The organism is Citrobacter sp. wls826 (assembly GCF_005281245.1).
In the GTDB taxonomy this organism is placed as follows: domain Bacteria; phylum Pseudomonadota; class Gammaproteobacteria; order Enterobacterales; family Enterobacteriaceae; genus Citrobacter; species Citrobacter braakii.
The window spans coordinates 219,249-239,657 of the sequence record NZ_SZWS01000053.1 but is presented as its reverse complement, the minus strand read 5'-3'; the positions used below and the strand labels follow the sequence as shown (position 1 = coordinate 239,657).

Sequence of the window (20,409 nt, the reverse complement as noted above, 5' to 3'; positions counted from 1 at the left end):
CACCGCCAGCGCGTAGCCAACGGCCACGGCGGCATCGACGGCATTCCCACCCTGTTTAAGAATATCCACCCCCACCTGAGTGGCAAGCGCATCCACGGAGGCCACCATCCCCTGCTGCGCACGCACGGGATGGAACACATCCTCCTCAACACCGTATGATACCGGCGGCGGTGCAGCCGGAGCGGCCGCAACGCTAAAACAACTTCCTGAGAGCAGAGCAGCAATGGCTACCCGGCGTAAAAACGTCGGTTTTATCATCGTTATTCTCCAGATGTATGGGGGTCAGCCCCCACTAAGCCTGGTGCATAACTCTGAAATAATCATCGTAACGGCGAGAAAGGAGTAAACTTAAGAGATCCCCGAGAGGAGAAAAGCGATGAAACGACTCTTACTTTTAGCCATGCTGTTGCCGTTTGCAGGCTTTGCACAGCCCATCAACACCATGAATAACCCGAATCAACCCGGTTATCAGATCCCGAGCCAGCAGCGTATGCAAACCCAAATGCAATCGCAGCAGATTCAGCAGAAAGGGATGCTCAATCAGCAGTTGCAAACGCAGACGCGTATGCAACAACAGCATATGGAAAACCAAATCAATTCCAACTCCCAGCGCGTCCTTCAGTCTCAGCCTGGCGAGTTTAATTCCAGCCAGCAGCAAATGCTGCCCAACAGCAACGGTGGGATGTTAAGTGGACCCCGTAACCCGGACAGCTCGCTGAATAAGCAACATATGCTGTCGGAGAAAAAGAACGGCGACATGCTGAAGCCCTCCAGCACGCCGCAGCCTAACGTTCCGTTAAAAACAATTGGGCCTTAACAGGGCTGGAAATCCGGACCAATCATATCAATGGCATCGGTACAGATGCAGTCCACTCCCCAGCGTAGCAGCTCCGCCGCGCGCTGGGGTCGGTTGACGGTATACACCAGAATACGCAGTCCTGCGTCGCGCAGCGCATCCACGCGCGCTTCATCCAGCAGCTTGTGATTAAGATGAATAGAGACGCAACCCAGCCGCGTTGTCAGCTCACGCCAGTCCTCGCGCCACTCATCAAGCAGTAAGCCTCTCGGCAGTTCAGGCGCCGCCTGCTGCGCCGCTTCAAGCGCGTCAATTTCAAAGGATGACAACAGCGGTGGTGTCATTCCCGCCCACAGTTCCCGAGCGGCCAGCGCTACGGCTTTGCCGGTTAACGTTCCGGTGCCGGTGGTAGGTTTAATTTCAATATTCGCCATCATACCGTGCTGACGGCAGCGCTCGGCCACTTGCGAGAGCAGCGGTAGCGGTTCGCCTTTAAACTCACCGCTAAACCAGCCACCGGCGTCCACGCGCAATAAATCCTGCCAGTTCAGCTCGCCTGCCACACCCCAACCATTGCTGGTGCGTTCCAGGTTGTCGTCATGCAGCAAGAAGATCTCACCGTCTTTCGACAATTTAGCGTCAAACTCAATCATGGTATGCCCGTATCGCGCCCCCATGTCGATCGCCGCCAGGGTGTTTTCCGGTGCCAGCTTACCGCCGCCGCGATGGGCGACGATATGGGGGTAAGGCCAGTTACTCATACGCGTTGTCCTGTTTCGCCATCAAAAAGATGCAGATGATTTTCCGGCAGATGCAGCCACAGCGTGCTGCCTGCCGTCGGGCGATGCTGATGCGCCAGTCGCACCACCAGCTTTTGCTCACCCCAACGTCCGTGTGCCAGGTTATCCGCTCCCAGCATTTCCAGCGTGTCGACGACCAACGGCACGCCGCCTTCGGCCTGCGAGCTTAGCGCAATATGCTCCGGGCGGATACCCAACGTCATGTTGCGCCCACCAGACTCCTTCGCGCTTCTGCCGAGGGGCAACGTCATGCCGTCATCCAGCTCAAAATGGGTGCCCGAGGCGCTGATGCGCCCGTCCAGCAGATTCATCGCCGGGCTGCCGATAAAACTCGCCACAAAGCGGCTGGCAGGCTTTTCATATACCTCAACCGGCGTGCCGATCTGCTCGGCAATGCCTTTGTTCATCACCATCACCCGCTGGGCGAGGGTCATCGCTTCTACCTGATCGTGCGTCACATACAGTGAGGTGGTTTTCAGTCGGCGATGCAGATGTTGTAACTCCAGACGCATCTGTACGCGCAGCTTGGCATCGAGGTTAGACAGAGGCTCATCAAACAGGAATACCGCTGGGTCACGGACAATCGCCCGCCCCATCGCCACACGCTGGCGCTGACCGCCGGAAAGCTCGCGCGGACGACGCTTGAGCAGTTCACCCAGCTCGAGAATTCGCGCCGCCTCTTTCACCCGTTCGGCAATATGCTCCTTGCCCATCCCGCGGATTTTCAGCCCCCAGGCCATATTTTCTTCCACGCTCATATGTGGGTAGAGCGCGTAGTTCTGAAAGACCATCGCAATGCCGCGATCCTTAGGCTCCATTTCGGTGACGCGTTTATTATCAATCCAGATATCGCCGCCGCTCACCCGTTCAAGCCCGGCCACCATCCGTAGCAGCGTTGACTTACCGCAGCCGGATGGGCCAACCATCACGATAAATTCTCCGTCCGCGACATCCAGCGTCAGCGGTTTAATCACCTGGGTTTTGCCGTCCCAGCTTTTGGTTACTGCCTGTAGTTTTAAACCAGCCATTTTTTATTTCTCACTATCGACCAGGCCACGTACGAAGGCACGCTGCATGGCTAACACGATGATTACCGGAGGGATGAGCGTCAGCAGCATGGCTGCCATTACCTGATTCCACTGCGTGGTGCCTTCACCAGTAGCAATCATGCCTTTGATACCTGCCACCGCAGTGCCCAAATTGACATCGGTAATAATTAACAACGGCCACAAATACTGGTTCCAGCCGTAGATAAAGGTGATCACAAACAGCGCCGCCAGATTGGTTTTTGACAGCGGTAGTACAATATCGCGGAAAAAACGCATCGGTGACGCGCCGTCAATACGCGCCGCCTCAACCAGCTCATCCGGCAGGGTCATAAAAAACTGCCGGAACAGGAACGTCGCAGTCGCCGATGCCATTAACGGCAGCGTCAGACCCGCATAGCTGTCGAGCATTTTCAGGTTGGCGATCACTTCCACCGTCGGGAAAATACGCACCTCGACCGGCAGCATCAGCGTGATAAAAATCATCCAGAAGAACAGGTTACGCAGTGGAAAGCGGAACCAGACGATGGCGAATGCGGAGAGCATAGAGACGGTGATTTTCCCTACTGTAATACTGAACGCCATGATGAAACTGTTGAGCATCATCAGCCAGAACGGCGCGCTGTTAACGCCCACGCCGTTGACCCAGATGTATTTCATGTTTTCCAGCAGCTGTGTGCCGGGAACCAGCGTCATCGGCGTTTCAAAGACTGCTTTGTTATCCAGCGTCGCCGCAACAAACGCGACGTACAGCGGAAACAGGATCACCATGATCCCCATAATCAACATGGCATGGCTGAATATTGTTAGCCCACGACGATTCTCAATCATTGGTAACGCACCTTACTTTCCACATAGCGGAACTGCACCACCGTCAAAATAATGACCAGGAACATCAGCACTACCGATTGGGCGGCCGAGGCGGAGAGATCCAGCCCGACAAAGCCTTCGCGATAGATCTTATAAATCAACGTAGTGGTCGCCTGTACCGGCCCACCCGCCGTAGCGGCATCGATCACCGGAAAGGTATCAAAGAAGGCATAAACCAGATTCACCACCAGCAGAAAGAAGCTGACCGGTGCAATCAGCGGCAGCGCCAGCTTAAAGAAGCGGCGAACCGGTCCCGCACCATCAATCGCGGCGGCTTCAATCAGCGACCGCGGAATAGACTGTAGTGCGGCAAAGAAGAACAGGAAGTTGTAACTAATCTGCTTCCAGACCGACGCAAACACCACCAGAAACATCGCCTGACCGCTGTTTTGCGCATGGTTCCAGTCATAGCCAAACTCACCGAGAAAATGGGTAATCAGCCCGCGCCCTGGGTTAAACAGGAAGATCCACAATACGGCGGCGACGGCGGGCGCGACGGCGTAAGGCAACAGCATCAGCGTCTGGTAAAAACGGCTACCGCGTACCACGTAATTCACCAGCGCCGCAAAAAATAACGACACCAGCAAACCGCTTACCGTGACTAACGTACTGAACTTAATGGTGGTCCAGAATGAATCAAGGTAGTACGGGTCATGAAACAGCGCGATAAAGTTTTCCAGTCCGACAAACTGGCTAGAAAGACCAAACGGATCAACGGATTGTAGTGAATACCACAGCGCTTCACCGGCGGGCCAGATAAAGAAAATAACGGTGATAACCAACTGCGGGGCCACCAGCAAATAGGGAAGCCAGCGCGAGCGGAACACCGGACGGGATGAAGACATGTAGGTTCTTTTCCTGGAAGGTGCCAGATTGCGGTGCACACACCGTATCCGGCCTACAAACTACACGCATTTGTAGGCCGGGTAAGTCGCAGCCGCCACCCGGCATTTCACATTACGATTTAGTCGATTGCTCAAAGCGGCGCAGTAACTGATTGCCACGCTCAACGGCAGCATCCAGCGCCTGCTGCGGGGTTTTCTTCCCGGTCCAGACGCTTTCCAGCTCTTCATCTACGATGGTGCGGATCTGCGGCATGTTGCCCAGACGCAGCCCTTTGGTGAACGGCAACGGTGGCTTGTTCAGCATCTGGCGGGTGGCGATATCAGCCCCAGGGTTCTTATCATAGAAGCCCTGCTCGCGGGTCAAGTCGTACGCGGCGGTGGTAATGGGCAGGTAGCCGGTCTTCTGGTGCCATTCGGCAGCAACTTCAGGCTTCGCCAGGAAGTTGAGGAACTGCGCCACACCTTCGTAGGTTGCTTTGTCTTTACCCTGCATCACCCACAGGCTGGCCCCCCCGATAATCGCGTTCTGCGGCGCGCCCTTCACATTGGCATCGTACGGCATCATGCCGACGCCATAGTTGAATTTGGCGTAGTGGCGGATGTCAGCCAGAGAACCGGAAGAGGCAGTGGTAATGGCACAATCCCCGTTATAGAACTTCTCGGTAGACTCGTCTTTACGCCCGAAGTAGCTGAAATCCCCTTTTTTGTTCAACTCTTCCAGCAGGGCGATATGTTTCACCTGTTCCGGTTTATTGAATTCCAGCACCGCGTCAGTACCGTCAAAGCCGTTGTTTTTGGTGGCTACCGGCAGACCATTCCAGGCGCTGAAGTTTTCAATCTGAATCCATCCCTGCCAGCCGCTGGCGTAGCCGCACTTCATGCCTGCTGCTTTCAGCTTCGCGGTGTATTCCGCCAGATCCTGCCAGGTTTTTGGCGGCTGCTCAGGATCTAAACCGGCTTTTTTGAAGGCATCTTTGTTGTAGTACAGCACCGGCGTGGAGCTGTTAAACGGCTGGGAGAGTAAGTGTCCGCTTTTAGAGTCGGTGTAATAACCGGAAACCGTCGGCACGAACTGAGACTCATCGAAGCTAATACCAGCCTCTTTGAATACTTCATAGACCGGTTTAATGGCTTTCGAGGCCATCATCGTTGCCGTGCCCACTTCATAAACCTGCAGTAGCGCAGGTGCGTTTCCGGTACGGAAAGCCGCAATACCTGCGCTCAGGCTCTGCTCGTAGTTGCCTTTGTACTGCGGAACAATTTTGTAGTCGGGATTGGCGGCATTAAAACGTTGCGCCAGTGAATCAACTTCTTTACCCAGTTCACCTTCCATTGAGTGCCAGAACGGGATAGTGGTGACGGCCAGAGCCTGACCTGCAAACGCCAGGCTAAGTGCCAGTCCTAAAGCTGTATGTCGTAACGATATCATCGGTTATCTCTCTTGTTGTGCCGGATGCGCGATATCACGCGTTTTATGCTCGCGGGGGTAACATGACATGCTCGAATGACAGAAAAATAACTTTTTTATTACAAAAAAAAGATAGTAAGGCGACAAACAGATGGCAAGGCGGTGAAAGCGTAGTGACAGGAAAATGCGGGGTGGTGCACAACAAAGCCGGGTAGCGCTATGTCTTACCCGGCCAGGATGACGTTATCTGTTGCAGCCAGCAAAGAACATTAATCTTTACGCCAGCGTCGTTCATATTCATTCTGTAAACGCTGCTGTTCCCGCCGCTCACGTTCGCGCTGAATATCCGATTTCTCATCTTCCAGCCCGGGCAGACAGAGGAGGTGAACACTTCACAGGGCGAGCTGGACTGCGCTAACGAGTTGTCCGGTTTCTCTTCCCAGATTGAAGGGTCGCGCGGGTCGAACGCTGGCGGTGTTAAGGCCAGGGTATTTGATGAAAGCGTCCAAAACAAACCGCCAATCATCATGCAGATACCGGAACGTATCATCCTTTCTCCATGTTCACTTTTATTATTGATAACTATTCTCAATAATAACATAGAGCAATAAAAAGGGGCCATATCAGGCCCCCTTGTCCATTCAGAGAATGTTAACCGCCCAGATACGCGCTGCGCACTGCTTCGTTAGCCAGTAACGCATCACCAGTGTCTTCCAACACCACATGACCGTTTTCCAGCACGTAGCCGCGATCGGCGAGCTTCAGCGCCTGGTTAGCGTTCTGTTCGACGAGGAAGATTGTCATCCCCTGCTCGCGCAGTTGTTCGATGGTGTTGAAGATCTGCTGGATGATAATCGGCGCCAGACCCAGCGACGGCTCATCAAGCAGCAGCAGCCGCGGCTGACTCATCAGCGCACGGCCTATCGCCAGCATCTGCTGTTCACCGCCGGACATCGTGCCCGCACGCTGAATTCGACGTTCATGCAGGCGGGGAAACAGGTCATACACCCACTTGATGCGTTCCTGAAACTGGTCCTTTTCGGCAAAGAAGCCGCCCATCGCCAGGTTCTCTTCCACCGTCATGCGGGAAAACACGCGACGCCCTTCCGGAACAATCGCTACCGCTTCGCGCATGATTTTCGCCGTCTGCCAGTCGGTAATGTCTTTCCCATCAAAGACAATTCGCCCACTTGTCGCTCGCGGATCGCCGCACAGCGTACCAAGCAGCGTGGTTTTTCCCGCGCCGTTGGCGCCGATAAGCGTCACGATTTCACCCTGATTGATATACAAGCTGACGTCGTGCAGCGCCTGTATCTTGCCGTAGTGGGCGCTGACTTTGTCAAAGGACAACATGACTTTTTCCATATTATGCGTCACCACCATTATGCTTCACCTAAATAGGCGCGGATCACGTCCGGGTTGTTACGAATCTGTTCCGGCGTCCCGTTCGCCAGCGGCGTGCCCTGATTCACCACGTAAATACGGTCGGAAATACCCATCACCAGCTTCATGTCGTGCTCAATCAACAAAATAGTGGTGTTGTGATGGTTACGCAGTTCAGCAATCAGCTCGTCCAGCTCTTTGGTCTCTTTCGGGTTGAGGCCTGCGGCGGGTTCGTCGAGCATCAGGATTTCCGGCTGGGTCACCATGCAACGTGCAATCTCCAGACGGCGCTGGTCGCCGTAGGCCAGGTTACTGGCCTGACGGTTGGCGTGCTCCAGCAAACCAATACGCTCCAGCCAGGTGGCAGCGCGATCCAACGCTTCACTCTGCGCGCGACGGAACGACGGGGTTTTCAACAGGCCGGAGAAGACGCCGGTTTTCAGCTGCTGATGTTGCGCCACCAGCAGGTTTTCAATCACCGTCATCTCGCGAAACAGACGCACGTGCTGGAAAGTACGCACCACACCCATCCGCGCAATTTGCTGACCCGGCAGCCCTTCCAGATGCTGGTCGCGCAGCTTAATCGTCCCACCCGTCGGCTTATAAAAACCGGTCAGGCAGTTAAAGACCGTGGTTTTTCCCGCGCCGTTTGGCCCGATTAACGAGACGATCTCCTGTGGTCTCAGCTCCAGTTCAACGTTGTTTACCGCCAGCAGACCGCCGAAGCGCATCATCAGGCCGTTGACGGATAATAATGGCTGACTCATGCCTGCTCTCCTTTTGCTTCCCCGTTTTTCAGCTTCAACTGCGGACGGGTCATCGGCAACAAGCCCTGCGGACGCCAGATCATCATCAGTACCATTAAACCACCCAGCATTAACATGCTGTATTCATTGAAATCACGCATCAGCTCGCGTGACACCACCAGCAGGATGGCCGCGAGGATCACTGCGAACTGTGAGCCCATTCCGCCCAGTACCACAATCGCCAGCACAAAGGCCGACTCGGCAAAGGTGAAGGATTCCGGGCTGACAAAACCCTGACGCGCGGCAAACAACGTACCGGCAAAACCGGCAAACGCGGCGCTGATGGTAAAAGCGGTCAGCTTGATGCGCGTAGGGTTTAAGCCCAGCGAACGGCAGGCAATTTCATCTTCGCGCAGCGCTTCCCACGCACGACCCAACGGCATACGCAGTAGACGGTTGATGACAAACAGCGAGAAGACCACCAGCAGCAGCGCCACCAGATAAAGGAAAATAACGCGGTCAGAGGGATCGTACTTCACGTTAAAGAAGTTGCTGAAGGTATCCCAGCCACCTTCACGGGCAGTACGGCTGAACTCCAGACCGAAAAAGGTCGGTTTCGGGATCTGGCTGATACCGTTCGGGCCACCGGTCACTTCGGTGTTGTTGAGCAGCAGGATACGGACGATTTCGCCGAAGCCTAAAGTCACAATCGCCAGATAGTCACCGCGCAGGCGCAGTACCGGGAAGCCGAGCATAAAGCCCGCAGCAGCGGAAACCAGCCCCGCCAGCGGCAGACAGGTCCAGAAGCCGAGTCCGTAATAGTGGTTCAGCAGCGCGAAGGTGTAAGCACCGATGGCATAGAAGCCGCCGTAACCCAGCACCAGCAGACCGGAAAGCCCTACCACCACGTTTAAGCCGAGGCCGAGGATGATATAAATCATCGTCAGCGTGGCAATATCAACCGTACCACGCGACACCATAAACGGCCACGCCACGGCAATCACCAGCAGCGCCACCAGGAACAGCTTCTGTTTAACGGTGGAGCCATCAATCGCCGGCAGAATAAACTTCGGTCCGGAGACGCTCTTCAGGCCCTTCTGGAAAGCTGGACGCAACAGTTGGAAGAGAAAGACCACGCCAGTGCCGATAAACACCCACTGCCAGCGGATATCCGCGGCGGTATCCACCACCAGTTTGGTGCCGTCAAGCTCCAACTGGACGCCCATAAAGACGCCCGCCAGGATGAAGAACATAGCGGCAGAGAGCAGCGCCATTGCAAAATGCATCGGTTTCATACTTTCTCTACCTCCGGGCGACCCAGAATACCGGTCGGCATCACCAGCAGCACCAGAATCAGCAGCGCGAATGAAACCACGTCTTTGTATTCGGTACTCAGATAAGCAGAGGAGAGCGCTTCCGCGACACCCAGAATCAGGCCGCCGATCATCGCCCCAGGAATGCTGCCGATGCCGCCCAGTACCGCCGCGGTAAAGGCTTTCATCCCGGCCATAAAGCCGATATAGGGGTTAATTACGCCGTAGAACTGGCCGAGCAGTACGCCCGCTACCGCCGCCATTGCCGCGCCAATCACAAAGGTCAGCGCAATCACGCGATCGGTATTTATGCCGAGCAGGCTGGCCATTTTCAGGTCTTCCGCGCAGGCACGGCAGGCACGGCCCATACGGGAGTAACGGATAAACAGCGTCAGCGCCAGCATCGCCAGGAAGGTTACAATCCAGATAACCAACTGCATGGTGGTGATGGAAGCAGAGAAGTTTTCGCTACTGCCGACAGTCCACTGGCCGTTAAACAGGCTGGGCAGCGCCACATCGCGCGAACCTTCCGTCAGGCTGACGTAGTTTTGCAGGAAGATGGACATCCCGATAGCGGAAATCAGCGCGATCAGGCGCTTAGAGCTGCGCACGGGCCGATACGCTACGCGTTCAATGCTCCAGCCGTAGGCGCTGGCAATCACAATCGCGCCGACAAAGCCCGCCGCGACCAGTAGCCAGCTGGAATCAATACCCATCATCATTAGCGCAGCGATGATCATAAAGGAGACATAGCTGCCGATCATATACACCTCGCCATGGGCGAAGTTGATCATGCCGATAATGCCGTACACCATCGTGTAACCGATAGCGATCAGCGCGTAGGTGCTTCCCAGCGTGACGCCGTTAAACATCTGCTGCAAGAAATAGAGGAACTGCTCGGACATAAGGTAACCTTTCTTAACCCGCCCGTTTTGCACGGGCGGTGGGATAACTCGTCTTCAGCTATTACTTCGCGACGGTCGATGATCCGTCCGCGTGCCACTGGAAGACACCAAACTCAAATCCCTTCAAATCGCCTTTTTCGTCCCATTTCAGCGGCCCAATCACGGTGTCAGCCCCGTGTGCTTTCAGATCTTTCACCAGCTCCAACGGCTCTTTGCTACCGCTGCGATCCATTGCTGTCGCCAATGACTGGACGGCTGCATAAGTGATCCACACGTACGGTCCGGTTGGATCTTTCTTGTCAGCTTTGAGCGCATCGACGATAGCTTTATTCGCCGGATCCTGGTCATAGCGTTTTGGCATGGTCACCAGCATGCCTTCAGCGGCATCACCGGCAATGTTAGACAGCGACGCATTGCCCACGCCCTCAGGTCCCATAAACTGGGTATTCAGCCCGACGGAGCGAGCCTGGCGCAGCATTTGTCCCATTTCCGGGTAGTAGCCGCCGTAATAAACAAAATCGATATTTTCTTTTTTCAGGCGGGCGATCAGCGCAGAAAAATCTTTTTCCCCAGCAGTGATCCCGTCAAAGAAGACGATATTGGCTTTGCCCGCTTTCAGGCTCTCCTGAACTGAACGCGCCAGGCCTTCACCGTATTGCTGTTTATCGTGAATGATGGCGATGCGTTGCGGCTTCACCTTCTCCAGAATGTATTTCGCGGCGGTCGGCCCCTGAGAGGAGTCCAGGCCCGCTGTACGCATAATGTGTGCGTAACCGCGCTGGGTCAGTTCCGGGTTGGTCGCGCCCGGGGAAATCATCAGAATGCCTTCGTCTTCATAGATATCTGATGCGGGCTGCGTGGAGGATGAGCACAGATGACCAATAACGTACTGAATGCCGTCATTGACGATTTTGTTCGCTACCGCAACGGCCTGTTTCGGATCGCAGGCGTCGTCATATTCGACGGCAACCAGTTTGTCGCCTTTGACCCCGCCTTTGGCATTGATATCTTTAATGGCCTGACGTGCGCCATTAAATTCCATATCACCCCACTGCGCGACCGGACCTGACATCGCCCCGACAACAGCGACCTTGATATCCTCCGCCATGACCGCGTGTGACATTGCCAGTGCTATCACCCCTGCGATGATTGTTTTCGCATTCCGTTTCATTTTCCTGAATCCCCATTCGTGATGATGTATATATTTTGTATTTATGTGGTTAAAAAGCAGACTGTGCTTTTTTTGAACTGTACTATTTTTACCAGTCTCGTTAATGGTTTAGCGCAGTTTTTTAAGCAAATTACGGCTAAAATCTCTATTTTTCAGTCGATTAAGAAAAGATAATATTCTGCTTTTCACTATAGATAAACAAAAAAAAGTGCATTTGTCAGCATAAAATAACGGCACAAAGAGCGGAATAAAATGCTGCATTCCAGGGTATTATCCTGCCTGTTTTTCAATCTCTACTGTTTCAATCTGTCATTGTCGTTGTTACAAAACTATTAACCTGGTTAATCGCATTAAAAAGAGAAAGCATCCGGGCGAATTATTTCGGTACACTGATTCCATCTTTTGTGATTTGGACATGCTGTTAATGAAGCTGACCATCGTTCGTTTAGATAACTTTAGCGACCAGGACCTGATTGATCTGGGCAAAATCTGGCCGGAATATTCCGCCTCATCATTAAGCGTAGATGAAACGCACCAGATCTACGCCGCACGCTTTAACGAGCGTCTGTTAGGTGCCGTGCGGGTAACCCTGAGCGGCACACAAGGCGCACTGGATTCATTGCGCGTGCGCGATATCACCCGCCGTCGCGGCGTCGGGCAGTATTTGATCGAAGAAGTGATCCGGGAAAACCCTGACGTGAGTTCGTGGTGGATGGCCGACGTCGGCGTTGAAGATCGGGGAGTGATGGCGGCATTTATGCAGGCAACAGGGTTTGCAGAGCGGGAGAATGGATGGGAAAAGCGCTAAAAAAAAGCCGGGTGGCGTTAACGCTTACCCGGCACTCGATCACTTGGCGTCGGTCGCCGTACCATTAGCATGCCAGTCAAACACGCCGAATTCGAAGCCTTTCAGGTCGCCCTTCGCATCCCATGACAGCGGCCCCATCACGGTTTCCACCGAGTTTGCTTTCAGATACTTGGCAATTTCAGCCGGATCGTCAGACTGGTTCAGACCGGCCTGCAAAGATTGCAGCGCGGCGTAGGTGGTCCATACGAATGCGCCGCTCGGATCCTGTTTCTTGGCTTTGATAGCATCTACGATGGGTTTGTTCGCCGGAACCTGGTCGTAGTTCTTCGGTTTCGTTACCAGTAAACCTTCTGCAGATTCACCGGCGATGTTAGACAGCGACACGTTCGCTACACCTTCTGGCCCCATAAACTGGGTTTTCAGACCCGCGGCGCGTGCCTGGCGCAGGATTTGCCCCATTTCCGGGTGGTAACCGCCGTAGTAAACGAAATCGATATTCTCTTTCTTCAAACGCGCTACCAGCGTAGAAAAATCTTTTTCCCCGGCGGTGATCCCGTCAAAGAACACCACGTTGGCGTTACCCTTTTTCAGGCCATCCTGCACCGCGCGGGCCAGGCCTTCACCGTACTGCTGCTTATCATGAATAATCGCGATGCGCTGCGGCTTCACTTTTTCAACGATATATTTGGCGGCCGTTGGGCCCTGATCGGAATCCAGACCAGTGGTACGCATTACCAGGCTATAGCCGCGCGCGGTCAGCTCCGGCGCCGTTGCCGCTGGAGTGATCATCAGAATACCTTCGTCTTCATAGATGTCTGACGCAGGCTGAGTGGAAGAAGAGCAAAGGTGACCGATTACGTATTTAATCCCGTCGTTGACCACTTTGTTCGCAACCGCTACCGCTTGTTTCGGGTCACAGGCATCGTCATATTTCACCATGACCAGTTTGTCACCTTTCACGCCGCCCTTGGCGTTGATATCCGCAATTGCCTGCTCTGCGCCGGTAAATTCCTGATCGCCATATTGTGCTACCGGGCCAGACATCGCCCCGACGACGGCAACTTTAATATCCTTAGCAAACGCCATATTGCTCAAAGACAGGGCGATACATCCTGCCAATAACGCTTTACCCTTCATATTCATCCTGACAATCCCCATTATTGTGGTTATTACGTGTGTTGTGATGTTGTTGTTCAGCACTTTATTTCGATTATTGGATAGCCACCCGTGCTTTAGCAGCATACTCTGCTAAAACATACCCGATTTTTATTATTTTGGAATAGCTAAATTTGACATGCAGATAACAACCTGATGACAAATAGCATAAACGTCAGAGGAGAGGGAGAGATAAAAACAAAAAACCCCGGATTTTCATCCAGGGTTTATCAGCATTTCCAGGTCGGCGGAAGATTACGCTTCGATCGCCGCACGCAGTTTTTTCATGGCGTTCTTTTCAAGCTGACGAACACGTTCAGCAGAGACGCCGTAGCGATCGGCCAGTTCTTGCAACGTCGACTTGTTGTCTTCGTCCAGCCAACGGGCGCGAATGATGTCCTGGCTACGCTCGTCCAGACCCTCCATTGCGTGGGTCAGTTTGTTCGCGGCCTGATCTTCCCAGTTATCTTCTTCAATGCCGTCGGCAAAGTTAGATGATTTATCCTGCAGATACAGAACCGGCGCCATCGGCTGGCTGTCAGACTCGTCGTCTGAAGACATGTCAAACGTCATGTCCTGCGCCGCCATACGGGATTCCATTTCGCGCACGTCTTTGCTGGAAACACCCAGCTCACGAGCAACCATTTCAACTTCGTCCTGATTGAACCAGCCCAGACGCTGCTTGGTTTTACGCAGGTTAAAGAACAGCTTACGCTGCGCTTTGGTGGTCGCGACTTTTACGATACGCCAGTTACGCAGAACGTATTCGTGGATCTCAGCTTTGATCCAGTGCACGGCGAAAGAAACCAGGCGCACACCCACTTCCGGGTTGAAACGGCGCACGGCTTTCATCAGGCCGATATTACCTTCCTGAATCAGATCCGCCTGCGGCAGGCCATAGCCCGCATAATTACGAGCAACATGAACAACAAAGCGCAGGTGAGACAGGATCAGCGTTTTAGCTGCTTCCAGATCGCCCTGGTAATGCAGCTTTTCAGCAAGTAGCCGCTCCTCGTCAGCCGACAACATCGGCCACGCGTTCGCAGCCCGGATGTAAGATTCCAGGTTACCAACAGGGGCTAAAGCTAAATTTTGCATTTCTTTGGTCATTCAAATCCTCTCAATCTTTTCATCTGACGCGTTGGCTAAAACCATTAGCAACAACCATGCCAGAGCTTATGAGCAACGAGAATATCATTCAATCTTTTATCAGACAGTGATTTTATCCACAAGTTCCATGTCGTAATGTGTATAGATTACGCACAAAATGTGACATCACAATGAATACGCCGGGAAGAGATAACAGGGACTCTTTCCCTGCAGAGCGAACTACTCAGTGCAGGGAAAGATTATACCAGAGATTTTTTAATCGGGGGTAAAGTGGCGTAAATGTTGAACCGTGGCAAGCCAGGCTGCCACCCAGCCAATCATCGAGCACACCAGCAGTAATAACAGGCATTCGTCGAATGATAAGCCGTTGATATCAAACTTAGTTCCAAAAACCTGCGCCACCTCAGTTACCGCTGACGACAGGCGCATCACCAAAATTTCTGACAAAATCAGTGAAAGAAATGCGCCGGAAAAACCGAGCAGCGCACCGCCGTAGAGGAACGGACGCAGGATAAACCCATCCGTCGCGCCAATCAGTTTCTGCACGTTAATGGTATCGCGACGCGCAAAAATACTCAGCCGCACACTGTTACCGATGACGAGGAAGACCGCCGCTACCATCAGCACGCCAATCATCGCGGAGACGCGTCCGACAAGGCCCGTCAGCGCCGCCAGACGGGCAAACCAGCTGTCATCCATGCGCACTTCATCAATACCGTTGATTTGTGCGATACGGTCGCGCAGCGTGTTCAGCGACTCCGTGCCCTGGAAGTCCAGTTTCGGGATAACTACCGCCACGGCCGGTAGCGGGTTCTCTTCCAGCATATCCAGCGCGCCGCCAAAGCCGGACCAGTTACGGAATTCGCCCAGCGCGTCATCGCGGGAAAGATAATTCACTTTCTCCACGCCCTGCTCGGCCTGCAACTGACCAACTACCCGCGCCGCTGCATCATCATCCAGCGTTTTTTGCAGGTAAACGGTGATCTGCGGAGAAGGATAATACTGGCTTGCCGCATGATCGACGTTCTTATAAACCATGTAGCATACGCTTGGCAGCGTCAGGGAGATGGCAATAACCATCACCGTCAGGAACGTCGCCAGCGGCTTGCTTTTCAGGTCCTGTAACGCGCCCTGGAACGCGTAGCGTACCTGCTCGTTAAAGACATTGGTTTTACGCGAGTTCGGCTTTGGCGCGGCTTTCGCCCGCTTTGGCGCGTTACGACCGCCATCTCCCGGCGCGCCGCCCGATTTACGGAAGCGATCCAGTCGGCCACCGAACTGTTTGATTTGATTAATAGCGTCACGTCTATTCATGGGCCAGGCCTCCATGCAGATGTCCATCGCTCAGAACCATTTGGCGATAGGAGCGACGGGAGATCAGGCCAATATCGTGCGTGGCCATTAATACCGTGACCCCGACGCGGTTAAACTCTTCAAACAGGCGAAGGATCCCTTCCGACAACGCGTCATCCAGGTTCCCTGTTGGTTCATCCGCCAGCAATACCGCCGGTTTATTCACCACCGCACGGGCGATGCCCACGCGCTGTTGTTCACCGCCGGAGAGCTGAATAGGGAAGTTTTTCGCTTTGTCCAACAGTCCGACCTTATCCAGCGCCGCTGACACGCGACGACGAATATCGTCCCCGCTGGCGCCCGCGATGATCAGCGGGATTGCCACGTTGTCAAACACGGTTCTGTCCATCAACAGGTGGTGATCCTGAAAAATCATGCCAATCTGACGACGCAGAAACGGCACTTCACGGTTTTTCAAACGGCTGATGTCATGCCCGCTGAAGTAGATTTTCCCGGCGCTGGGCCGTTCAATTCCACAAATCAGCTTCAGCAGGGTACTTTTCCCCGCGCCAGAGTGGCCGGTCAGAAATGCCATCTCGCCAGGCTGCATATGGAAGGTAACTCCCTGCAGCGCTTGTCTCCCACCGAGATAGGCCTTGCTGACATGTTCAAAGCGAATCATTGTTAATCCTCTCGGGCAAAAAGTGCCTCTATAAAATCGTCCGCTTTAAACGGACGTAAATCCTCGATACGTTCGCCCACACCGATATAACGGATAGGGATGCCAAACTGATCGGCAACCGAGAAGATGACCCCGCCCTTCGCTGTACCGTCCAGCTTAGTCAGGGTGATACCGGTTAAGCCCACGGCTTCATGGAACAGTTTGGCCTGGCTTATCGCATTCTGCCCGGTGCTGGCGTCGATAGTCAGCATAACTTCATGAGGCGCATCTTCGTCGAGCTTCTTCATGACGCGAACGATTTTTTTCAATTCTTCCATCAGGTGCGATTTGTTCTGCAAACGCCCTGCGGTATCAGCGATCAGCACATCTACATTACGCGCCTTCGCCGCCTGGATAGCATCAAAGATGACGGACGCGGAATCCGCGCCGGTATGCTGAGCAATCACCGGGATGTTGTTACGCTGACCCCAGACCTGCAGCTGCTCTACCGCCGCCGCACGGAAGGTATCGCCCGCCGCCAGCATCACCGATTTACCCTGCTGCTCAAACTGACGCGCCAGCTTTCCGATAGTGGTGGTTTTACCCACGCCGTTGACGCCAACCATTAAGATAACAAACGGCGTCTTGCCATCAACATTCAGCGGTTCTTCCACCTTCGCCAGAATCTCGCCCATCTCTTCTTTCAGCAGGCCGTACAGCGCTTCCGCGTCTTTGAGCTGCTTACGGCTGGCACCTTCCGTCAGATTCGCAATAATCTTGCGGGTCGTTTCTACGCCCACGTCGGCGATCAGCAGTTGCTCTTCCAGCTCTTCAAACAGATCATCGTCGATCTTTTTACCACGGAACAGACTGATAAATCCGGAACCAAGGTTTTCTTTTGTTTTCAGGAGGCTGCGTTTCAGACGCGCAAAGAAACCTTCTTTCGTTGGTTTTTCCTGCTCCTGGACTCCCTCTTCTTCTGTCGGTGCTTCTACGGCAGGTTCTTCTACCGGCACCACCATCACGGCTTCTTCAGTTGCCTCAGCAGCCAGCGCCTGCGCTTCCAGCTCTTCATCAGTCAGGTGCGGTTCGTTTTCGGCTTCCTCTTCAACCGCCTCAACGATTTCCACGGTTTCCGCTTCGGCCTGCCACTCTTCGGCAGAAACCTCTTCGGTTTTCACCTCTTCCGGCAGCGGCAATTCTTCGCGTTCGATAACCGTCGCCGCTGGCGTTTCCACTACGGGTTCAGCAGCGGGTTCAGCAACCCGCTCAATCTCCGGCTGCGATTGTTCGGCAACAGGTTCTGCTTCCGGCTGCAGTTTTTCGATTTCCGCAACCTGTTCAGTCACTTCAACAACTTCAGCTGCAAAAGCTTCCGTTTCCGCCTCGCTACGGGTTTCCTCGGCGCGCGGCTGTTCGTCAACGACGGTAGTTTCTTCAGCAACCGGTTGTTGTTCTTCGTTTTTTAATTCTGTCTCGTTTTCCGGTGCCTGCTCTTTTTGACCAAAGCCCAGCCAGGAAAAAAAGCCACGTTTTTTCTCTTTCGCCATTTGCGACTACACTCCCCCGCTGTTGCTTCATGGCACAGCGTCAACGCTATGTACATAGCAGCTAAAAAAATGATGAAATAGTCTATCACTTATACCCAATGAATTTCGAGTTACGTCAAAGTGGCAAGCGCACGAATCCCGATGAGCTTACTTTTAGTAAGTGATTCGGGTGAGTAAGTGCAGCCAACGAAGAGGTAACTTGAAAGGCGACGGGTTAACTTAACTCACATCACCGCCTGGAATGACACGTCAGCAGCGGATTGAGCAATAATTGAAATGAAAAAACCGAATCACTCTGGTAGCGGCCAGATCCGCATTATTGGCGGCCAATGGCGTGGCCGTAAACTCCCGGTTCCGGATAGTCCCGGTCTGCGCCCAACCACCGACCGCGTACGCGAAACCTTATTTAACTGGCTGGCCCCGGTAATGGTCGATGCTCACTGCCTGGACTGCTTCGCCGGCAGCGGCGCGCTGGGGCTGGAAGCCCTCTCTCGCTATGCGGCAAATGCGACGCTTCTGGAAATGGATCGCGCGGTATCACAGCAGCTACAAAACAATCTCGCCACGCTGAAAGCCCCCCATGCCCGGGTCGTCAACACCAATACCCTGACATTTTTGGCCCAGACGGGTACGCCGCATAACGTGGTGTTTGTTGACCCGCCGTTTCGCAAAGGATTACTGGAGGAAACATTAACTCTTCTGGAAACTCATGGCTGGCTGGCAAATGAAGCGTATATTTACGTTGAAAGCGAAGTAGAAAACGGTTTGCCGCCGGTTCCGGTGAACTGGTCGCTGTACCGTGAAAAAGTCGCCGGACAGGTCGCCTATCGCCTTTACCAACGTGAAGCACGAGGAGAACACGATGCTGATTAACCTGGGACGCCTGCTGATGTTGTGCGTCTGGGCATTTTTACTACTCAATATTTTCCAACCCTTTCCACGCCCGCTTAACATCTTCGTTAACGTCGCACTGATTTTTATGGTGCTGATGCACGGCATGCAACTGGCGCTGTTAAAAAGCACCATGCCTAAAGATGGCCCGCAGATGACCCGCGGAGAGAAAATCCGTATTTTTCTGTTCGGCGTCTTTGAGTTACTGGTTTGGCAGAAGAAGATTAAAGATCAGTTGAAAAAGTAACTGTAATCTTTTCGCCCGGCGGCGCTTAGCAGGCCGGGGCGACAAAATCTCCAGGCCGGACAAAGCGTAAGCCGCCATCCGGCATCAGTCAGATGAAACCTTAGCGTTCACTGTAAAATCAACAAAACGCGAACCTTTGTAACTCAGCGTTCCCTTATCCCCGACCGTTAACGCATGGTACTGCTGGGCATCCAGACGAAACGTCTGCTCGAAGCCGCCACTTTGTGGCTTAAAACTGACTTCATAGCGCATGCTGGTCCCCGCCGGGCTCACTTCCTGCTGGCGGGATCGCCGATCGTTAAGCGGTTTTTCCCGTTTGTTACTCACCACCACCTGCTTTTGCACTAACGGCGCAGTATCATTATCGGCTTTTTCACGCCGCTGCTGAACGAAGCGAAACGACGCAGCAACAACGATTAAGACAATGATAACAATGAAAAAAAGTGGTGGTTTGCTCATATTATTAACCCATCAGAAAATGCGGAAATAAGCATACATTGCCTGTTATGGTGTTGTCATCTGGCAGTGTCGACCTCTACACTGAACAGTAGAGCCGTGAGCACCCCGCTTACGAAAAAATAACGAATTCAAGGAACTAAGATGCTTTGGTCGTTTATCGCTGTCTGCCTTTCCGCATGGTTGTTCGTGGATGCTTCCTATCGTGGGCCCGCCTGGCAACGCTGGGTCTTTAAACCCCTAACCTTACTCCTGCTGGCGCTGCTGGCCTGGCAGGCGCCAATGTTTAATGCTGTCAGCTATCTGGTGCTGGCTGGCCTGCTTGCCTCGCTGCTGGGCGATGCGCTGACGCTGTTACCGCGCCAACGCCTTTTGTATGCCGTGGGGGCATTCTTCTTGTCGCATCTGCTGTATACCATTTACTTCGCCAGCCAAATGACGCTGTCGTTCTTCTGGCCTTTGCCGTTGGTGCTGGTGGTGCTGGGGGCGTTGCTGATTGCCGTGATCTGGACACGTCTGGAAGAGCTACGCATCGCTATCTGTACCTTTATTGGTATCACGCTGATGATGGTCTGGATGGCTGGTGAGCTGTGGTTCTTCCGCCCGACCGCTCCGGCGCTGTCGGCCTTTATGGGCGCATCACTCCTGTTCATCGGCAACATTGTCTGGCTGGGTAGCCATTACCGTCGCCGCTTCCGCGCCGATAACGCAATTGCTGCCGCCTGCTACTTCGCCGGACATTTCCTGATTGTTCGTTCGTTGTATCTTTAAAACGCTTGACTCTGGAGTCGACTCCAGAGTGTATCCTCCGGTTAATATGAAATGATTATCAACCGGAGGATGCCATGTCGACACCCGATTCCAGTGGCAAAAAAGCCCCACAATTTTCTTCTTTCAAGCTAGCGCCTGCGCCACAAAAGGCTGACGACTGCTGCTGCGAAGGAAGTTGCTCCAC

General features: G+C 53.7%; 22 protein-coding genes and 2 pseudogenes. 6 read left to right on the top strand and 18 right to left on the bottom strand.

Going from position 1 to position 20,409, the window contains the following annotated elements; translation table 11 throughout:
• Positions 1 to 258 (bottom strand): annotated as a pseudogene (ggt, locus tag FDW87_RS22580) (gamma-glutamyltransferase); the annotation flags it as partial.
• Between the two features lie 118 nt (positions 259 to 376).
• Between ggt and FDW87_RS13605 the strand changes: the two are divergent.
• Complete coding sequence (locus FDW87_RS13605; protein ID WP_016154827.1) at positions 377 to 817, top strand: DUF2756 family protein; 441 nt, start codon at positions 377 to 379, stop codon at positions 815 to 817.
• Here FDW87_RS13605 and ugpQ read toward each other — a convergent pair.
• From ugpQ to livK, 11 genes and pseudogenes are all read right to left on the bottom strand, one after another.
• On the bottom strand, positions 814 to 1,557 hold the full coding sequence (gene ugpQ, locus FDW87_RS13600; RefSeq protein WP_065554371.1) for a glycerophosphodiester phosphodiesterase: 744 nt from the start codon (positions 1,555 to 1,557) through the stop codon (positions 814 to 816). The genes FDW87_RS13605 and ugpQ overlap by 4 nt on opposite strands.
• Positions 1,554 to 2,624: a sn-glycerol-3-phosphate import ATP-binding protein UgpC gene (locus FDW87_RS13595; protein WP_019078126.1), complete on the bottom strand. Its 1,071-nt coding sequence runs from the start codon at positions 2,622 to 2,624 to the stop codon at positions 1,554 to 1,556. The genes ugpQ and FDW87_RS13595 overlap by 4 nt, the downstream gene beginning before the upstream one ends.
• Before the next feature lie 3 nt (positions 2,625 to 2,627).
• Complete coding sequence (ugpE, locus tag FDW87_RS13590) at positions 2,628 to 3,473, bottom strand: sn-glycerol-3-phosphate ABC transporter permease UgpE (protein ID WP_003023450.1); 846 nt, start codon at positions 3,471 to 3,473, stop codon at positions 2,628 to 2,630.
• A complete protein-coding gene (gene ugpA, locus FDW87_RS13585) occupies positions 3,470 to 4,357 on the bottom strand; it encodes a sn-glycerol-3-phosphate ABC transporter permease UgpA (RefSeq protein WP_016154830.1) in 888 nt (295 codons plus the stop codon). The genes ugpE and ugpA overlap by 4 nt, the downstream gene beginning before the upstream one ends.
• Positions 4,358 to 4,469: 112 nt before the next feature.
• Positions 4,470 to 5,786 carry a sn-glycerol-3-phosphate ABC transporter substrate-binding protein UgpB gene (ugpB, locus tag FDW87_RS13580; RefSeq protein WP_109017923.1) on the bottom strand — a complete coding sequence of 439 codons (1,317 nt, stop codon included), beginning with the start codon at positions 5,784 to 5,786 and terminating at the stop codon, positions 4,470 to 4,472.
• A 248-nt stretch (positions 5,787 to 6,034) separates the two neighbouring features.
• Positions 6,035 to 6,315: pseudogene (locus FDW87_RS22575) on the bottom strand (hypothetical protein).
• Positions 6,316 to 6,416: 101 nt separating this feature from the next.
• The gene (livF, locus tag FDW87_RS13570; protein WP_085951092.1) at positions 6,417 to 7,130 is read right to left on the bottom strand and encodes a high-affinity branched-chain amino acid ABC transporter ATP-binding protein LivF; all 714 of its coding nucleotides are present in this window, start codon (positions 7,128 to 7,130) and stop codon (positions 6,417 to 6,419) included.
• A gap of 17 nt (positions 7,131 to 7,147) precedes the next feature.
• Complete coding sequence (gene livG / locus FDW87_RS13565) at positions 7,148 to 7,915, bottom strand: high-affinity branched-chain amino acid ABC transporter ATP-binding protein LivG (RefSeq protein ID WP_003023438.1); 768 nt, start codon at positions 7,913 to 7,915, stop codon at positions 7,148 to 7,150.
• Positions 7,912 to 9,189, bottom strand: a complete 1,278-nt coding sequence (gene livM, locus FDW87_RS13560; protein ID WP_016154835.1) for a branched chain amino acid ABC transporter permease LivM — start codon at positions 9,187 to 9,189, stop codon at positions 7,912 to 7,914. Before livM ends, livG begins: the two co-directional genes overlap by 4 nt.
• On the bottom strand, positions 9,186 to 10,112 hold the full coding sequence (livH, locus tag FDW87_RS13555) for a high-affinity branched-chain amino acid ABC transporter permease LivH (RefSeq protein ID WP_003023435.1): 927 nt from the start codon (positions 10,110 to 10,112) through the stop codon (positions 9,186 to 9,188). The genes livM and livH overlap by 4 nt, the downstream gene beginning before the upstream one ends.
• A 61-nt stretch (positions 10,113 to 10,173) precedes the next feature.
• Entirely contained in the window at positions 10,174 to 11,283 is a 1,110-nt protein-coding gene (gene livK, locus FDW87_RS13550) for a high-affinity branched-chain amino acid ABC transporter substrate-binding protein LivK (RefSeq protein WP_016154836.1), read from the bottom strand.
• A gap of 424 nt (positions 11,284 to 11,707) precedes the next feature.
• On the opposite strand from livK, the gene panM reads away from it, so the two are divergent.
• The gene (gene panM, locus FDW87_RS13545; protein ID WP_137379852.1) at positions 11,708 to 12,091 is read left to right on the top strand and encodes an aspartate 1-decarboxylase autocleavage activator PanM; all 384 of its coding nucleotides are present in this window, start codon (positions 11,708 to 11,710) and stop codon (positions 12,089 to 12,091) included.
• Between the two features lie 39 nt (positions 12,092 to 12,130).
• On the opposite strand, the gene livJ is transcribed toward panM, so the two are convergent.
• The 5 genes from livJ to ftsY all read right to left on the bottom strand — a co-directional run bounded on the left by livJ (position 12,131) and on the right by ftsY (position 17,860).
• Positions 12,131 to 13,234, bottom strand: a complete 1,104-nt coding sequence (gene livJ / locus FDW87_RS13540) for a branched chain amino acid ABC transporter substrate-binding protein LivJ (RefSeq protein ID WP_029139730.1) — start codon at positions 13,232 to 13,234, stop codon at positions 12,131 to 12,133.
• A 267-nt stretch (positions 13,235 to 13,501) separates the two neighbouring features.
• Positions 13,502 to 14,356 (bottom strand): RNA polymerase sigma factor RpoH, encoded by an 855-nt coding sequence (gene rpoH, locus FDW87_RS13535; protein WP_005121585.1) that lies wholly within the window; start codon positions 14,354 to 14,356, stop codon positions 13,502 to 13,504.
• Positions 14,357 to 14,611: 255 nt separating this feature from the next.
• Positions 14,612 to 15,670 carry a permease-like cell division protein FtsX gene (gene ftsX / locus FDW87_RS13530; RefSeq protein ID WP_016154839.1) on the bottom strand — a complete coding sequence of 353 codons (1,059 nt, stop codon included), beginning with the start codon at positions 15,668 to 15,670 and terminating at the stop codon, positions 14,612 to 14,614.
• Positions 15,663 to 16,331: a cell division ATP-binding protein FtsE gene (gene ftsE, locus FDW87_RS13525; RefSeq protein ID WP_003023420.1), complete on the bottom strand. Its 669-nt coding sequence runs from the start codon at positions 16,329 to 16,331 to the stop codon at positions 15,663 to 15,665. The genes ftsX and ftsE overlap by 8 nt, the downstream gene beginning before the upstream one ends.
• A gap of 2 nt (positions 16,332 to 16,333) precedes the next feature.
• Positions 16,334 to 17,860: a signal recognition particle-docking protein FtsY gene (gene ftsY / locus FDW87_RS13520; RefSeq protein ID WP_047415926.1), complete on the bottom strand. Its 1,527-nt coding sequence runs from the start codon at positions 17,858 to 17,860 to the stop codon at positions 16,334 to 16,336.
• Between the two features lie 276 nt (positions 17,861 to 18,136).
• Here ftsY and rsmD point away from each other — a divergent pair, with 276 nt between their 5' ends.
• Both rsmD and FDW87_RS13510 read left to right on the top strand, forming a co-directional pair.
• The gene (gene rsmD / locus FDW87_RS13515) at positions 18,137 to 18,733 is read left to right on the top strand and encodes a 16S rRNA (guanine(966)-N(2))-methyltransferase (protein ID WP_016157666.1); all 597 of its coding nucleotides are present in this window, start codon (positions 18,137 to 18,139) and stop codon (positions 18,731 to 18,733) included.
• The gene (locus tag FDW87_RS13510; protein WP_016154842.1) at positions 18,723 to 18,998 is read left to right on the top strand and encodes a DUF1145 family protein; all 276 of its coding nucleotides are present in this window, start codon (positions 18,723 to 18,725) and stop codon (positions 18,996 to 18,998) included. The genes rsmD and FDW87_RS13510 overlap by 11 nt, the downstream gene beginning before the upstream one ends.
• Positions 18,999 to 19,082: 84 nt before the next feature.
• Here FDW87_RS13510 and FDW87_RS13505 read toward each other — a convergent pair whose 3' ends face one another.
• Complete coding sequence (locus tag FDW87_RS13505) at positions 19,083 to 19,457, bottom strand: DUF2500 domain-containing protein (protein ID WP_016154843.1); 375 nt, start codon at positions 19,455 to 19,457, stop codon at positions 19,083 to 19,085.
• A gap of 141 nt (positions 19,458 to 19,598) precedes the next feature.
• On the opposite strand from FDW87_RS13505, the gene FDW87_RS13500 reads away from it, so the two are divergent.
• Positions 19,599 to 20,225, top strand: a complete 627-nt coding sequence (locus FDW87_RS13500; protein ID WP_016154844.1) for a lysoplasmalogenase — start codon at positions 19,599 to 19,601, stop codon at positions 20,223 to 20,225.
• Between the two features lie 74 nt (positions 20,226 to 20,299).
• Positions 20,300 to 20,409, top strand: a 110-nt coding sequence (locus tag FDW87_RS22570; RefSeq protein ID WP_252363178.1) for a hypothetical protein, incomplete at its 3' end; no start/stop codon positions are given.

Bases quoted from the DNA above. Each gene is read 5' to 3' on its own strand.
- FDW87_RS13595 (WP_019078126.1), bottom strand. From the start codon at position 2,624: ATGGCTGGTTTAAAACTACAGGCAGTAACCAAAAGCTGGGACGGCAAA.
- ugpE (WP_003023450.1), bottom strand. From the start codon at position 3,473: ATGATTGAGAATCGTCGTGGGCTAACAATATTCAGCCATGCCATGTTG.
- FDW87_RS13505 (WP_016154843.1), bottom strand. From the start codon at position 19,457: ATGAGCAAACCACCACTTTTTTTCATTGTTATCATTGTCTTAATCGTT.
- ftsX (WP_016154839.1), bottom strand. From the start codon at position 15,670: ATGAATAGACGTGACGCTATTAATCAAATCAAACAGTTCGGTGGCCGA.
- livF (WP_085951092.1), bottom strand. From the start codon at position 7,130: ATGGAAAAAGTCATGTTGTCCTTTGACAAAGTCAGCGCCCACTACGGC.
- ugpB (WP_109017923.1), bottom strand. From the start codon at position 5,786: ATGATATCGTTACGACATACAGCTTTAGGACTGGCACTTAGCCTGGCG.
- ftsE (WP_003023420.1), bottom strand. From the start codon at position 16,331: ATGATTCGCTTTGAACATGTCAGCAAGGCCTATCTCGGTGGGAGACAA.
- FDW87_RS13500 (WP_016154844.1), top strand. From the start codon at position 19,599: ATGCTTTGGTCGTTTATCGCTGTCTGCCTTTCCGCATGGTTGTTCGTG.
- ugpQ (WP_065554371.1), bottom strand. From the start codon at position 1,557: ATGAGTAACTGGCCTTACCCCCATATCGTCGCCCATCGCGGCGGCGGT.
- FDW87_RS13510 (WP_016154842.1), top strand. From the start codon at position 18,723: ATGCTGATTAACCTGGGACGCCTGCTGATGTTGTGCGTCTGGGCATTT.
- livJ (WP_029139730.1), bottom strand. From the start codon at position 13,234: ATGAATATGAAGGGTAAAGCGTTATTGGCAGGATGTATCGCCCTGTCT.
- panM (WP_137379852.1), top strand. From the start codon at position 11,708: ATGAAGCTGACCATCGTTCGTTTAGATAACTTTAGCGACCAGGACCTG.
- livK (WP_016154836.1), bottom strand. From the start codon at position 11,283: ATGAAACGGAATGCGAAAACAATCATCGCAGGGGTGATAGCACTGGCA.
- livH (WP_003023435.1), bottom strand. From the start codon at position 10,112: ATGTCCGAGCAGTTCCTCTATTTCTTGCAGCAGATGTTTAACGGCGTC.
- ugpA (WP_016154830.1), bottom strand. From the start codon at position 4,357: ATGTCTTCATCCCGTCCGGTGTTCCGCTCGCGCTGGCTTCCCTATTTG.
- rpoH (WP_005121585.1), bottom strand. From the start codon at position 14,356: ATGACCAAAGAAATGCAAAATTTAGCTTTAGCCCCTGTTGGTAACCTG.
- livG (WP_003023438.1), bottom strand. From the start codon at position 7,915: ATGAGTCAGCCATTATTATCCGTCAACGGCCTGATGATGCGCTTCGGC.
- ftsY (WP_047415926.1), bottom strand. From the start codon at position 17,860: ATGGCGAAAGAGAAAAAACGTGGCTTTTTTTCCTGGCTGGGCTTTGGT.
- livM (WP_016154835.1), bottom strand. From the start codon at position 9,189: ATGAAACCGATGCATTTTGCAATGGCGCTGCTCTCTGCCGCTATGTTC.
- rsmD (WP_016157666.1), top strand. From the start codon at position 18,137: ATGAAAAAACCGAATCACTCTGGTAGCGGCCAGATCCGCATTATTGGC.
- FDW87_RS13605 (WP_016154827.1), top strand. From the start codon at position 377: ATGAAACGACTCTTACTTTTAGCCATGCTGTTGCCGTTTGCAGGCTTT.